General features: G+C 45.6%; 11 protein-coding genes. 9 read left to right on the top strand and 2 right to left on the bottom strand.

Features of this window, described 5'->3' with window-relative positions:
* Nucleotides 1–6: 6 nt before the first annotated feature.
* On the bottom strand, nt 7–861 hold the full coding sequence (rnm, locus tag MN199_RS03435; RefSeq protein ID WP_132586695.1) for an RNase RNM: 855 nt from the start codon (nt 859–861) through the stop codon (nt 7–9).
* A gap of 362 nt (nt 862–1223) precedes the next feature.
* Between rnm and MN199_RS03430 the strand changes: the two genes are divergently transcribed.
* From MN199_RS03430 to MN199_RS03390, 9 genes are all read left to right on the top strand, one after another.
* Nucleotides 1224–2822, top strand: a complete 1599-nt coding sequence (locus MN199_RS03430) for an anthranilate synthase component 1 (protein WP_335738415.1) — start codon at nt 1224–1226, stop codon at nt 2820–2822.
* A gap of 3 nt (nt 2823–2825) precedes the next feature.
* Nucleotides 2826–3416, top strand: a complete 591-nt coding sequence (locus MN199_RS03425; RefSeq protein ID WP_335738414.1) for an aminodeoxychorismate/anthranilate synthase component II — start codon at nt 2826–2828, stop codon at nt 3414–3416.
* Nucleotides 3413–4435: an anthranilate phosphoribosyltransferase gene (gene trpD, locus MN199_RS03420; protein WP_335738413.1), complete on the top strand. Its 1023-nt coding sequence runs from the start codon at nt 3413–3415 to the stop codon at nt 4433–4435. Before MN199_RS03425 ends, trpD begins: the two co-directional genes overlap by 4 nt.
* Nucleotides 4425–5825, top strand: a complete 1401-nt coding sequence (gene trpCF / locus MN199_RS03415; protein ID WP_335738412.1) for a bifunctional indole-3-glycerol-phosphate synthase TrpC/phosphoribosylanthranilate isomerase TrpF — start codon at nt 4425–4427, stop codon at nt 5823–5825. The genes trpD and trpCF overlap by 11 nt, the downstream gene beginning before the upstream one ends.
* Nucleotides 5818–7008: a tryptophan synthase subunit beta gene (trpB, locus tag MN199_RS03410; protein ID WP_335738411.1), complete on the top strand. Its 1191-nt coding sequence runs from the start codon at nt 5818–5820 to the stop codon at nt 7006–7008. The genes trpCF and trpB overlap by 8 nt, the downstream gene beginning before the upstream one ends.
* Entirely contained in the window at nt 7005–7805 is an 801-nt protein-coding gene (gene trpA / locus MN199_RS03405; RefSeq protein WP_335738410.1) for a tryptophan synthase subunit alpha, read from the top strand. The genes trpB and trpA overlap by 4 nt, the downstream gene beginning before the upstream one ends.
* 139 nt (nt 7806–7944) lie before the next feature.
* A complete protein-coding gene (locus MN199_RS03400; RefSeq protein ID WP_335738409.1) occupies nt 7945–8436 on the top strand; it encodes an FKBP-type peptidyl-prolyl cis-trans isomerase in 492 nt (163 codons plus the stop codon).
* Between the two features lie 191 nt (nt 8437–8627).
* Nucleotides 8628–9716 (top strand): ferrochelatase, encoded by a 1089-nt coding sequence (gene hemH, locus MN199_RS03395; RefSeq protein ID WP_335738408.1) that lies wholly within the window; start codon nt 8628–8630, stop codon nt 9714–9716.
* A gap of 5 nt (nt 9717–9721) precedes the next feature.
* The gene (locus tag MN199_RS03390; RefSeq protein WP_335738407.1) at nt 9722–12793 is read left to right on the top strand and encodes a transglycosylase domain-containing protein; all 3072 of its coding nucleotides are present in this window, start codon (nt 9722–9724) and stop codon (nt 12791–12793) included.
* On the opposite strand, the gene MN199_RS03385 is transcribed toward MN199_RS03390, so the two are convergent.
* Nucleotides 12790–13779, bottom strand: coding sequence for a GGDEF domain-containing protein (locus tag MN199_RS03385; RefSeq protein WP_132582375.1), 990 nt, complete (start codon nt 13777–13779; stop codon nt 12790–12792). The two genes, MN199_RS03390 and MN199_RS03385, sit on opposite strands and share 4 nt — an antisense overlap.
* Nucleotides 13780–13873: the final 94 nt, after the last annotated feature.

Below are 13873 nucleotides of genomic sequence, written 5' to 3'. Positions count from 1 at the left end.
GGCTTATCACACTTGTGGCGAAGCTGGTATTTGCGGCCAACTAGCCCAAACCGTTGGTACATCGTCACTTAAATATAGGTTTTTTCCTAAATCATTCCAAGTTGTAACCTGATGAAAATCTGAACCTACTGATGCCGTTAAGCCATGCAACTGAGCAAGAGCACATAATTCACGCTTTTGCACAGGCGTTTGCTGGGGAGAAATAACCTCTATCGCATCACCGCCAGCCTCGGCAAACTGCTCAACTAAACGCCTTAACCACTTGCCATTAAGCTTATATTTTAACGGATGCGCCAGTACTGCCACACCATTAGCATCTTGGATCCACTGTATAGCTTCAGCAAAATCGACCCAGTTATTGGGTACATAACCAATTTTACCGCGGCCTAAATATTTTTTAAAAACATTATTCATCGAACTAGCTTGACCAATATCAACCAAATGTCGGGCAAAATGCGTTCGCGTTACCGCCGCCCCATTTGCCAGTGCTAATACTGCAGGCAGAACATCAGGGATCTGATTTTTCGCCAAGCGCCGCGCCATTTCCTCTGCCCGCTCAAACCGCCGCTGCTGCTGTATAGCCAAGCGCGATAACAACGTCGGACAATGTGGGTTTATATTTAAACCGACAATATGAATTTCTTGTTGCTGCCAAGAAGTAGAAATTTCTACGCCATTAATCAGCGTCAGTGGTAGCTGCAATTCATCGATAGCTTGCTGTGCTGCCGCTAAACCGGCAACAGTGTCATGGTCGGTAATCGCCAACGCATTCACGTCCCGCTCTACCGCGCGCGCCACTAAATCAGCTGGCGATAATACGCCGTCAGAGCACAGAGTGTGGCTATGTAAATCAATTTTCATTAATACCTCAAAATAGCCGGTTATTATCGCATACAGCGGCAATATCGCAAAGCAAGGCATTAGCCATCCAGAAGCTTATACGTTTTAATTTTAACTTATAGCAAATAAGCACTTGACGGCTACTAGGGTTTTGCGGTTTTATGTAGGCAACAAATATAAAGTGATTAAAGCTAATGCAATTTATAACAACCCTAAACGTAACTAATTGGTGGTGGCACATTCCCAACGGGCGTGTGTAGGCGTTGTATTAGCTTTAATTACCGAAGCCCGTTTCCACAAGAAGCGGGCTTTTTTTATGGGCGCGCAAAATTGTTGGAACCGGCTAAGCAAAACATTGTTGAATTATAAGGGTAAATTTAAACATGATTTTTAGCCATATCACAGACTCTCCTGGCGAGGTAGCAAGTATTGCCATGCCAGTTGAGTACCAAAGCGATGCCTTAGGTAACTTTGCCGCACTAACTTTACAAAGCCCGTACGCGTTGTTGTTAGAGTCGGCTGAGATAGACAGTAAAGATAATTTAAAAAGTTTACTGCTAATCGATGCCGCGCTGCGTATAGAGTGTAACGACCAAAGCGTTAGCATTACTGCTGTTAGCGACAATGGCGCTAGCTTACTGCCTTATTTAGCAGAAAAACTTAGTAGCAATGCCACGGTTACTTTGGCAGAAAACAGCCTAAACCTAACCTACCAGCGCCCAGCGCTGCTGTTAGAAGAAAATGCTCGGCTACAAGCTGCAAATCCATTTAGTGTGCTGCGCGCTATTCAACAACAGCTAAACAGCCAGAGTGACGAGCCCTTTGCCATCTTTTTGGGCGGCGTTATCGGTTACGACATGGTGGCTACTGTTGAAAATTTACCCAGTGTGCCAAGCCTCGATAATAACTGCCCCGATTACGTGTTTTATTTAGCTGAAACCTTGCTGGTGATGGATCACCAAACTAAACAAAGTCGGCTAATTGGTAATGTATTTTGTGGCGAGCAAGCAATGACAAATTGCTTTGTTATTGGCAAACGCTTAGAGCAGCTAAAGCTGCAGTTACAGCAGCCGCAGCTAACACCATTATATAAAGCGACACCGGCGTCATCACTTACCACGCCAAGTAGTAGCCAAGTGCATGTCGATATTAGCGATACTGATTTTGTCGAACAGGTCGAAAAACTAAAGCAGCATATTGTCGCCGGTGATATTTTTCAGGTAGTGCCATCACGTTGCTTCACTCTGGCCTGCGCTAACCCTTTGGCCGCCTATGCAAAGCTAAAGCAACAAAACCCCAGCCCCTATATGTTCTATTTAAAAGATAGCGCTTTTACGCTATTTGGCGCCTCGCCAGAGTCGGCATTAAAGTTTGACGCAGCAAGTCGCCAAGTAGAAATTTATCCCATTGCCGGTACGCGTCGCCGTGGCTTTGCCGCTGATGGCAGTATTGATCGCGACTTAGACAGCCGTATTGAATTAGAGCTGCGCCAAGATGACAAGGAAAAAGCTGAGCACTTAATGCTGGTCGATTTAGCCCGTAACGACGTGGCGCGTATTAGTGTACCCGGCAGTCGCTACGTTAAAGAACTGCTTAAAGTAGACCGTTACTCTTACGTTATGCATTTGGTATCACGCGTAGTCGGCCAATTAAAGCCCGAGCTAGACGCCCTACATGCTTATCAAGCCTGTATGAACATGGGCACCTTAGTTGGTGCACCCAAGGTTAAAGCTGCCGAGCTTATTCGTCAGGTAGAAGGTAAACGCCGCGGCAGCTACGGTGGTGCTGTTGGCTATTTATCCGGCAATGGTGATTTTGATAGCTGTATTGTTATTCGCTCAGCCTATGTGGCAAATAACACCGCGTATATTCAAGCGGGTGCCGGCGTGGTATTTGACTCGGTTGCTCAAGCCGAAGCCGATGAAACACGCAGCAAAGCCCAAGCCGTAATTAGTGCCATTATCGCTGCACATAAGGAGTAATACATGAGTGTCATTTACTTGCTAGATAACATCGACTCCTTTACTTATAACTTAGTAGATGAATTTGCCCAGCTTGGCTACGGCGTAAAGTTATATCGTAATACCCTGCCGGCAGACTATATTTTTCAACAAATGCAAACTGAAACGGCCCCTGTGCTGTTAGTACTGTCACCTGGCCCAGGCAGCCCAGCCAACGCTGGCTGTATGCCTCAATTATTAAAGCTATGTGACGGTGTGTTTCCGGTACTGGGTATTTGCCTTGGGCATCAGGCTATTGTTGAACACTTTGGCGGCACCGTTGGCCAAGCGGGCGAAACCGTGCATGGCAAAACGTCAGCCATAACCCTAACCGAGCACAGTGTATTTGCTAACTTACCCAACCCATTTTCGGTAGCACGTTATCACTCATTAATGGCCAATAAGCTGCCTGAAGCCCTAACATTGCTAGCTAATGAGCGGCATATTCCGATGGCAGTCATAAACGAGAACAAACGCATGCTGGGTTTTCAGTTTCACCCTGAATCTATTTTAACCACACTGGGTAAGCCGCTATTGCAACAAAGCGTCAGTTATTTACTGCGAGGTCCCCAATGAGTGAATCGCTATTACAAACAGTGCAACATAGCTTAAGCGGTCAGCCACTATCATTTTTACAGGCGCAGCAGTTTTTTAATGCGGTAATACAAGGTGACGTTGATGCGGTGCATTTAACCGCGCTACTAATTGCCCTAAAAATGCGTGGCGAAACCGCCGACGAAATGGCCGGTGCAGCCAGTGCGCTGCGCGCTGCGGCCACTGCCTTTCCTAAGTTACCGGCTGGCACTATTGATTGCTGCGGCACAGGTGGCGATGGCAGCAATACCATTAATATCTCTAGCACCGCTGCCATTGTTGGCGCAGCGATGGGCTTAAAAGTGGTTAAGCATGGTAATCGCAGTGTGTCGTCGCGCTCTGGCTCAGCCGATTTATTAGAACAGCTGGGTGTAAATATTCAGATGCCACCACAACAAGCGGCCAAGGCACTAGAGCAAAGTAACTGTAGCTTTTTATTTGCACCGCTTTACCATGCCGGCATTAAGCACGCGATGGCGGTACGCAATACACTAAAAAGCCGCACCTTATTTAATTTACTTGGCCCCTTAGTTAACCCTGCCGCGCCTGACTTTCAGTTACTTGGCGTATACGATGCTAAATTATGCCGCGTTATGGCCCAAGCGTTAAAGCAACTTGGCGTAAAGCGCGCCTGGGTAGTACATGGCAGTGGTTGTGACGAAATTGCCTTGCATGGCACCACTAATGTTTGCGCACTAGAACACGGTGTTATTACCGAATTTAGCCTAAGCCCAGCAGATTTTGGTGTTGAACCTCAACCGCTTAGCGCGCTGGCCGGTGGCGAGCCTGCTGAGAACGCAGCCGCAACACTGGCTATTTTACAAGGCCAAGGCCAACACGCCCATAACGCTGCAGTCGCAATTAATGTCGCCGCAATGCTGAAAATTGCTGGTAAGGGTGACAATTTAAAAGCTAATACCCAAGCCGTATTAGCGCTGTTAGCAACCGACACTGCCTTTAACACCTTGGTAAAATTTAAGGAGCTAAGCCATGCAAACTAATATGCCTAATGTGCTGGCCAATATAGTCGCGCACAAACGTCGTGAAGTAACAGCACTAAAACAGCAACAACCTTTGGCAAGCTTTATCAATGACGTTAAACCTACAACACGAAACTTTATTGCGGCGCTTAAACAACCTGGGCCGCGGTTTATTTTAGAATGTAAAAAAGCCTCGCCATCAAAGGGGCTAATTCGTGCCGATTTTAATTTACCGCAATTAGCACAAGTGTATAGCCAGTATGCCGACTGTATTTCGGTGCTGACCGACGAAAAATTTTTTCAAGGCAGCTACGACTATCTGCGTACTATGCGTAGTTTGGTTGAAGTACCGTTACTCCATAAAGACTTTATTATTGATAGCTACCAAGTTTATTTTGGCCGCCACTGTGGTGCTGATGCAGTGTTACTTATGCTGTCGGTACTTAGCGATGCAGAGTATCGTGAACTGGCCGCTGTGGCCACTACATTAAATATGACAGTACTAACTGAAGTAAGTAATGCAGCAGAAACGCTGCGGGCGGTAAAGCTGGGCGCTACACTGATTGGCATTAATAATCGCGATTTGCGCGATCTTAGTACTGATTTAAATACCAGTTTTAACTTAGCAAAACTGATCCCAACGGGCGTTACTATAGTATCTGAGTCTGGCATTTATACTAACCAGCAGGTACGACATTTATCGCAAGTAGCGGATGCATTTTTAGTTGGCAGCTCATTAATGTCACAAGACAACTTAGCCGAGGCTTGCCGTGCGCTAGTACTAGGTGAGCATAAAGTGTGTGGCCTAACGCGGCCAGAAGATGTAAAAGCCGCTTGTGCAGCAGGCGCTAGCTACGGTGGTCTTATTTTTTATCCGCCATCAGCGCGCTATGTTAGTGCAGAACAAGCCCAAACTTTAAGCCAAAGCGCTCCGTTAAAGTTTGTCGGTGTATTTGTGAATGCCGAGCCAGTCGAAGTTGCCACACTGGCGCAAAGCCTTAACTTGCATGCAGTGCAATTACATGGCGATGAAGACGATAGCTATATCAGCGTACTTAAGCCGCTGCTGCCAAACGGCTGTCAAATTTGGCAAGCCTATCGGATAAAACAGCAGCTACCCACATTTAGCTTATTAGCCGATCGTATTTTATTAGACACCTATAGCGAAGCGCAGCCCGGCGGCACTGGCGAGTGCTTTAACTGGCAGTTGCTACAACAAGTACAGCAAACGCAGAATATACCGCCAATTATGTTAGCCGGTGGCCTAAATGGCGAAAACTGCAGCGCTGCACTTAAGCTGCCAATAGTTGGGCTTGATTTCAATTCAGGGCTGGAGTCTGCGCCAGGTGTTAAAGATGCCAGCAAAATTCAGCACGCCTTTTCACAAATACGGAATTTTCATTATGAGTAAGTTAAAACTAAACGCCTATTTCGGCCAATACGGCGGCATGTTTGTGCCGCAGCTATTAGTGCCCGCACTAAAACAGCTAGAGCAAGCTTATGTCGATGCGATAGCTGATCCGGCGTTTAATGCCGAATTTCAACAGTTACTAACTGAATACGCTGGCCGGCCAACGCCATTGACCCTGTGCCGTAATATTTCACCAAACCCGCTGGTGAAAATTTACTTAAAACGTGAAGACTTACTGCACGGCGGCGCACATAAAACTAACCAAGTACTCGGCCAAGCGCTATTAACCAAGCGCATGGGTAAAAAGGAAGTGATTGCCGAAACAGGCGCCGGTCAGCATGGTGTCGCCACCGCCTTAGCTTGCGCCCTGCTGGGCTTAAAATGCCGTATCTATATGGGTGCTAAAGATATTGAACGCCAGCAACCTAACGTGTTTCGTATGAAACTGATGGGCGCCACGGTAATACCGGTTACCAGCGGTAGCGGTACCTTAAAAGATGCGGTAAACGAAGCAATGCGCGACTGGTCAGCAAGTTACGATACTACGCATTATATGCTTGGTACCGCTGCGGGGCCGCATCCGTTTCCCACTATAGTGCGCGACTTTCAAAAAATGATTGGTGAAGAAGCCAAGCAGCAAATTTTAAAGGCTGAAGGCAAATTACCCGATGCAGTTATTGCCTGTGTTGGCGGGGGCAGCAATGCCATTGGTATTTTTGCTGACTTTATTGAAGAGGCAGACGTAAAGCTAATTGGTATTGAACCAGGTGGCAAAGGTACTGACACTCATCAGCATGGTGCTGCGCTGTCTACTGGCAGTTATGGTATTTTGCACGGTGCTTATACCGCGATTATGCAAACTGAAGACGGCCAAATTGAAGAGTCTTATTCTATTTCTGCCGGTTTAGATTACCCAGCCGTTGGCCCACAGCATACGCATTTGCAACAAACTGGGCGTGCGCAATATATTGCTATTAACGACGATGAAGCCTTAGCCGCGTTTCAACTATTAGCAAAAACTGAAGGTATTATACCGGCGCTAGAAAGCTCGCACGCACTAGCATATGCGTTAAAATTTGCTAAGCAAGCCACCGAACCTACCGTGTTGCTGGTTAACTTATCTGGCCGGGGTGACAAAGACTTAGCCCACGTACATAGCGTATTAGCAGGAGGCTCATTATGAAACTTTACCAACAGATGTTTACTCGCTTGCAAAGCGAAGGCCGCGGTGCTTTTGTGCCCTTTGTTACTATTGGTGATCCAAACCCTGAATTATCTTTTGCGATTATTAAAACGCTTATTGATGCCGGCGCAGATGCGTTAGAACTTGGTATTGCCTTTTCTGATCCTATCGCCGATGGCCCAACTATTCAGGGTGCTAATATTCGCGCGCTGGCCGCGGGTGTAACGCCAGCTATTAGTTTTGATATTATTAAAAAAATTCGTGCTTATAACGCCACTATTCCTATCGGTTTATTATTGTATTCCAATTTAGTAATGGCGCGCGGTATTGATAATTTTTATGCACAGGCCGCTGCAGCCGGCGTAAACTCGGTGTTGATAGCCGATGTACCGCTGCACGAAAGTAAACCCTTTCGCCTAAGTGCAACTAAATACGGCATTGCACCGATTTATATCGTACCGCCAAACGTTGATGACGACGACTTACGTGAAATAGCCTCTTACGGCCGTGGTTATACCTATTTGTTAAGTCGTGCTGGCGTAACCGGAGCTGAAACCGTAGCATCAATGCCAACCAGTGAACTTATTGCCCGCATGCGCAGTTATAACCCAGCACCACCATTATTAGGTTTTGGTATTTCAACGCCAGAGCATGTCAAAGACGCTATTCAAAGTGGTGCCGCAGGGGCAATATCTGGCTCGGCTATTGTAAAACTGATTGAGCAATATAAAGATCAGCCAAGCCAACTATTGGCCGCACTGAAGCAATTTGTTAGCAGCATGAAAGCAGCCAGCTAAGTTAAATAACCAAAGGCTACCCACGTTTTATACTGCGTAGCCTGTTTTTATACCGCGTAGCGGGTTTTTTACTAAATTAAGTCGATTTTTGCTAACCAGCACGGGATAATAGCCACTTTACGATTAACGGACCTTTTTTATGCAAATTAGCGACAATAGCGTAGTACAGTTTCATTACACTTTATCTGACTTAACCAACGGCACGCCAATTGAACTAGAAAGTTCAAACGGTAATCAGCCATTGCTTTATTTGCACGGCCATCAACAAATGCTGCCAGCACTAGAGCAAGCCCTTAGTGGCAAAGTGGTAGGTGATAAGCTGGATATTACCTTAACGCCAGAGCAAGCCTACGGTGAGCGTAATGAAGGCGCCATTCAAAGCGTACAGGTAAAACACCTGATGGGTGCCAAAAAATGGCAACCTGGAATGACAGCCGTGATCCAAACTGAGCAAGGTCAACGTCAGGTTACTATTGTTAAAATGGGCATGTTTAAAGCCGATGTTGACACCAACCACCCATTAGCCGGTAAAACCTTGCAGTTTGCGGTAGAAATATTATCAGTACGCGCGGCAACTGATGAAGAGCTGGCACATGGCCATGCTCATGGCGAAGGTGGCCATAACCATTAATTAAGAATACTGCACTGGGCTGTTAGTATAACGGTCCAGTGTTTTTCGCCCCGCTAGATTATTTTTTTACCTGCCTTACTTATCTGATACAGAAACTGCTAAGATCGGCTCAGGCCTTTAGTCATGTAAACTGATTGTGTCTAATTGACGTAACATCAGTTCATTCAATAAAAAAGAGCAGCCGTCCTGTTATGCGCTATATCAATACTCCAAATTTTAACCACCAGCAAAGCGACAAAATTGGCATTTTACTCACCAACCTTGGTACACCAGACGAGCCAACACCCAAAGCGCTAAAACGCTATTTAAAGCAATTCTTATCTGATCCGCGCGTAGTAGAAGTGCCGCGTTTACTGTGGTGGTTAATACTCAACTGCGTGATTTTACAAATTCGTCCGCGTCGCTCGGCCAAAGCTTATGCCACGGTGTTTACTGAACAAGGCTCGCCACTGTTATTTCATACCCAAGCGCAAACCGATGCCATACGCCAACAGTTACAACAAGATGGCGTTAACGACCTAGTAGTCGATTTTGCTATGCGTTATGGCAACCCCAGCTTTGATAGCGTAATTGACAATATGCTAAAACAAGGTGTGCGTAAATTATTAGTGCTGCCACTGTACCCTCAGTATTCTGGCGCAACCTCAGCCTCTACTTTTGATGAGCTGGCACAGAACTTTATGCGCCGACGCTGGCTGCCCGACTTACGCTTTATTTCACACTACCCAGATTACGCGCCCTTTATTAACGCAGCGGCAGATAGAATTCGTCAGCATTGGCAACAGCACGGCCAAGCCGACAAGCTTATTCTTTCTTATCATGGTATTCCGAAACGTTATTTAACCAATGGCGACCCTTACCACTGCGAGTGTTACAAAACATCGCGCTTAATTGCCGAGCAACTAGGCTTAAGTAAAGATCAGTACCTCACCACTTTTCAATCTAGGTTTGGTCGCGAGGAATGGTTAAAACCTTATACGGATATGACGCTAAAAGCGTTGCCAGCACAGGGCGTGAAAAGTGTACAAATATTTTGTCCGGGGTTTTCTGCCGATTGCTTAGAAACCATTGAAGAAATTGGCGAAGAAAATAAGGAATATTTTCTGCATGCCGGTGGTGAGCGTTATGAATATATCAGCGCATTAAATGCTGAGCCGCAGCATATTTCGGCGCTATGTCAGTTAATAAAAGATAATTTACATGGCTGGCAAATTAACCACGAACCAGAGCGTCAGCAACGTGCGGCGAGTTTGCAGCAAGACCAACAAGAGACCAATTAGCGGGTATGAGCGCACCAGAAAGTAAACAACAAAGAACTGAACCCACCTTACATGGCAAGCCGTTACTGCAACGGATGAAGTTCGACAATGTGCGCGAAACGCCTTATGTTGCGCCGGAAAAACCACCGGTGCGTTATTTACCTTGGCTATTATTAATCTTTTTATTACTGCTAGCACTGGCCGTTTATCAAGAAAACCGTAATCATTTTTATCAATCTACGCTTTGGCATAGTTTGGCAAGCCAACTTAACTATCAAGTGCAGCCGGGCGCAGCCACACAAATCAACTTTCCTGCGGCAGGGCCATTTGATCAGCGCTTTGGTTATACTCAGTTGCCGCGTTGGAGTGAAAAACTGCAACAAGCAGGTTTTCAAATTACTCAGCAAAGCCAGTTTTCAGATCAGTTAGCTCGTTTTACCAGCTACGGCTTTTACCCACCCTACCAAGAAAAAAATAGTGCAGGGTTGGTTATCAATGGTTGTCAGCAAGAGCAATTTTATCGCAGCCAAGCACCGGCTATGCAGTTTACCAACCTAGCCAACGTTGCCCCACTAATAGTACAAAGCTTGCTATTTGTTGAAGATAGAACCTTGTTGACCCCTGACCACCTTCGCGCCAACCCGGTTATTAATTTACCTCGCTTAGGCGCAGCGGTGTGGTCGCAACTGCAGCGTGCAGTGGGGCTGCCAGCCGCAGCAGCAGGCGGTAGCACCTTGGCAACGCAGTTAGAAAAATATCGGCACAGCTCGCAAGGACTAACGTCTGATGTTACCGATAAATTTCGCCAATTAGTCTCAGCCAGCATTAGAGCTTATCAAGCCGGTGTCGATACCAGCGCCAGCCGACAAAAAACCGTGTTGGACTATATAAATACTGTACCTTTGGCCGCCACAGCGACTTACGGCGAAGTAAATGGTATGGGCGAAGGCTTGTACGCATGGTTTGGCAGTAACCCAGCTAAAGTGAATCAGCTACTTAAACAAGCTGCACCCTATACTGATGCGCAAGGCCAAGCGTTAAAACAAGTGATGGCGCTTATTATTGCTCAGCGTCGCCCGTCGTACTATTTGCTACAAGGTCACGCCGATTTAGAGCAACTAAGTAATAGTCACCTTAGTTTAATGCAGCAACAAGGCGTACTGCCGACGGAACTGGCTCATAAAGCCATACAACAAAAATTAATCTTTAATGGCAAAGTCGCAGCAGCCACCGCGCAAGGCGAAGACTTTAAAGCCACCACCATGGTGCGTAACCGTTTAAGCCAGTTATTAGAGCTAAATCTGTATCAGCTTGACCGCCTTGATTTAACCAGCCAAACCACGCTACATCATCAATTACAAAATGAGATTAGTAAGCACTTACGTCAGTTAAATACTTATGATGGTGCGGAAAATGCCGGTTTATTTGCTGATCGTTTATTAAAGCCTGGGCAACAAAGCAAAGTGCGCTATAGTTTTACGCTGTATCAAAGTACAGATAGCGGTAATAAAGTGCGGGTACAAACCGACAATACCGATCAACCCTTTGATATGAACGATTCTAGCAAGCTTGAGCTAGGTTCTACGGCAAAACTACGTGTACTAACAACCTATTTAGAAATCGTGGCCGAGTTGCATCGGCTCTATGCAGAAGAAAACACCGAAACTCTGCAATTTGTTAATATTGCGCCACAAGATAACCTAACCAGTTGGGCAATAAGCTATTTAACAGAGCAGCCACGCGCTGAGCTAAGTAGTATGTTGCAAGCGGCATTAGAACGACGCTACAGCGCCAACCCTAACGAAAGTTTTTATACCGGTGGCGGCTTACATACGTTCGGTAACTTTAAAAAAGAAGAAAATACATTAACCCCCAGTATTCTCGAGGCATTACAGCAATCAGTTAATTTACCCTTTGTGCGCTTATTGCAAGATATCGTCAATTACAGTATTTATCACGGCGAGAATAGCAGCTATAAATTACTTGCCGACGATGATAACCCGCGGCGTGATCAATATTTGCGGCGTTTTGCTGATCGCGAAGGCAGTACCTTTTTGCGGCGATTCTGGCAAAAATACCAAGGTAAAACTGCCGAGCAACGCTTGCAACTTTATATATCGAGTAGCCGACAAACATCTGAACGGCTTGCTGTAGCCTTTCTTTATATAAACCCTAAAGCTACCCCGGCACAGCTTAACAGCCTATTGCAAGAGCACATTAACAACGGCGTGGCGCGCGAAAGCGAGACGCTTAAACTGTACGATAAGTATCAGCCTAATGCCTTTAGCCTACCCGACCGCGCGTATTTATCACGTAGCCACCCATTAGAGCTATGGCTACTAGCCTACTTGCAACAAAAACCTGAGGCTAGTTTACAAGCCGCCATTGCCGATAGCAGCGATGTACGCCAAGAAGTATATAAATGGCTATTTAAAACTCGGTTTCGTAGTGCACGCGACAACCGCATTCGCAATATGCTAGAAATTGAAGCATTTTGGGATTTACATCAACGCTGGCAGCAGCTGGGTTATCCATTTGACTACTTAGTGCCCTCATTGGCGACGGCACTTGGCAGCTCAGGTGATAGGCCAGCAGCTTTAGCTGAACTGGTTGGTATTATTATTAATAATGGCAAACGCTTACCTAGCGTGCGTATTGATAAACTTAACTTTGCCAGCAACACACCCTACCAAACCTATTTTGAGCGTAGCCAACCGCAAGTGCAACAAGTGCTTGAACCTGAAGTGGCAGCGGCTTTGCGCAACGCATTACAGCAGGTGGTGTCATTAGGTACAGGCCGCAGACTAAATCAAGCTTATGCTAGTTCAAACTTAATAATTGGTGGTAAAACGGGTACCGGTGATAACCGCTTAGTGCAGTTAAACGCTAAAGGCCAGCATGTGAGCTCTAAAGCATTAAACCGCACGGCAACCTTTACTTTCTATCTTGGTTTGCAACATTTTGGTGTGTTAACTGCTTATGTGCCTGACTCAGATGCAGAACAGTTTAGCTTTACCTCTGCATTGCCACTGCAAGTAATGAACAGCATGGCGCCGTTATTGCAGCCTTATCTTGATAGTAACAGCATGTGTAACTAGACAATAACAACCTGATTACGGCCTTGATGCTTAGCTTGATACAAGGCCATATCAGCCCGATGTAACCATGATTCCCATTCTTCATCTGGTTTTAACATTGCACCTCCTATAGAGGTAGTCATATAACTGCCGTTAGGTAACACCATTTGTTGCTGCACTCCAGCTCGTAACTTCTCAGCCAAAACAAGAAGCATCGCCGGTTTAACATCAGAAATCAGCACGACGAACTCTTCACCCCCAAAGCGAAATACCTGATCGCTCTGGCGCAACAAAGATTGTAATACTGGCACTAATTTAACGAGTATTTCATCACCCTGTTTATGACCATGATTGTCATTTATCTGTTTGAAATGATCTAAGTCTAGTAATAACAAACCGTATGGACGCTCTAGTTTACTCATTTCAAGCACCGCTATTGCCAACCTATCATTTAATGTTCGCCGATTAGCCGCACCGGTTAAACCATCAGTAGTGGCTAACCGATGTAGTTCAAAGCGTTGAACTTGCGCTCTGTAAGCAAAAATAAAAGCAAATATACTGGTTACCCCGGTGGTAACAAAAAATGCCATCATCTGGAATTGGCTAGAAAACACTCGGTTTGGAAACACGTTAGCCATAACAAATAACGATATAAGTAATAGTAATAGCAATATAAAAGCGCGAAATGGCGAAACCAAAAAGAAAATGAACACCATAAAAGGGTACACCCAAAATAGCCCATCAATACCCAAGGCAAAACAGATCACTAACACACCGATACAAAACACTGCCGCCATAAATACACCGGGTTTAACCGTATCGCCGCTGCGCCACGCCACGGTAGTGGCGATAAGAGAAGAAAGCACAACAACCAAATCAGCAAAACCAACAAGATAATTGCCCGTATACAATCGATAAACAGCGTACGGTAGAATACAAAGCACGATCAGGGTTGTTACCAGTGTTAACATGGCAAGATAAAAATCTGTTTTAAAACGCTTTAACACTAAGAATATCCTAAGGATAGGTTCGATTATGCTACTTAATATAGAAGCATAATTAAGGTATAACCTAATTAGAACGCTAAAATAGATATTAACA

This window comes from Rheinheimera metallidurans, from assembly GCF_036983985.1.
GTDB lineage: Bacteria > Pseudomonadota > Gammaproteobacteria > Enterobacterales > Alteromonadaceae > Alishewanella > Alishewanella metallidurans.
The sequence above is the reverse complement of the archived record's forward strand: the minus strand, read 5'-3'. Positions and strand labels throughout refer to the sequence as shown.

What these genes read in the sequence shown, in the direction of transcription:
- rnm (WP_132586695.1), bottom strand. Translation starts at nt 861, where the DNA reads ATGAAAATTGATTTACATAGCCACACTCTGTGCTCTGACGGCGTATTA.
- MN199_RS03430 (WP_335738415.1), top strand. Translation starts at nt 1,224, where the DNA reads ATGATTTTTAGCCATATCACAGACTCTCCTGGCGAGGTAGCAAGTATT.
- MN199_RS03425 (WP_335738414.1), top strand. Translation starts at nt 2,826, where the DNA reads ATGAGTGTCATTTACTTGCTAGATAACATCGACTCCTTTACTTATAAC.
- trpD (WP_335738413.1), top strand. Translation starts at nt 3,413, where the DNA reads ATGAGTGAATCGCTATTACAAACAGTGCAACATAGCTTAAGCGGTCAG.
- trpCF (WP_335738412.1), top strand. Translation starts at nt 4,425, where the DNA reads ATGCAAACTAATATGCCTAATGTGCTGGCCAATATAGTCGCGCACAAA.
- trpB (WP_335738411.1), top strand. Translation starts at nt 5,818, where the DNA reads ATGAGTAAGTTAAAACTAAACGCCTATTTCGGCCAATACGGCGGCATG.
- trpA (WP_335738410.1), top strand. Translation starts at nt 7,005, where the DNA reads ATGAAACTTTACCAACAGATGTTTACTCGCTTGCAAAGCGAAGGCCGC.
- MN199_RS03400 (WP_335738409.1), top strand. Translation starts at nt 7,945, where the DNA reads ATGCAAATTAGCGACAATAGCGTAGTACAGTTTCATTACACTTTATCT.
- hemH (WP_335738408.1), top strand. Translation starts at nt 8,628, where the DNA reads ATGCGCTATATCAATACTCCAAATTTTAACCACCAGCAAAGCGACAAA.
- MN199_RS03390 (WP_335738407.1), top strand. Translation starts at nt 9,722, where the DNA reads ATGAGCGCACCAGAAAGTAAACAACAAAGAACTGAACCCACCTTACAT.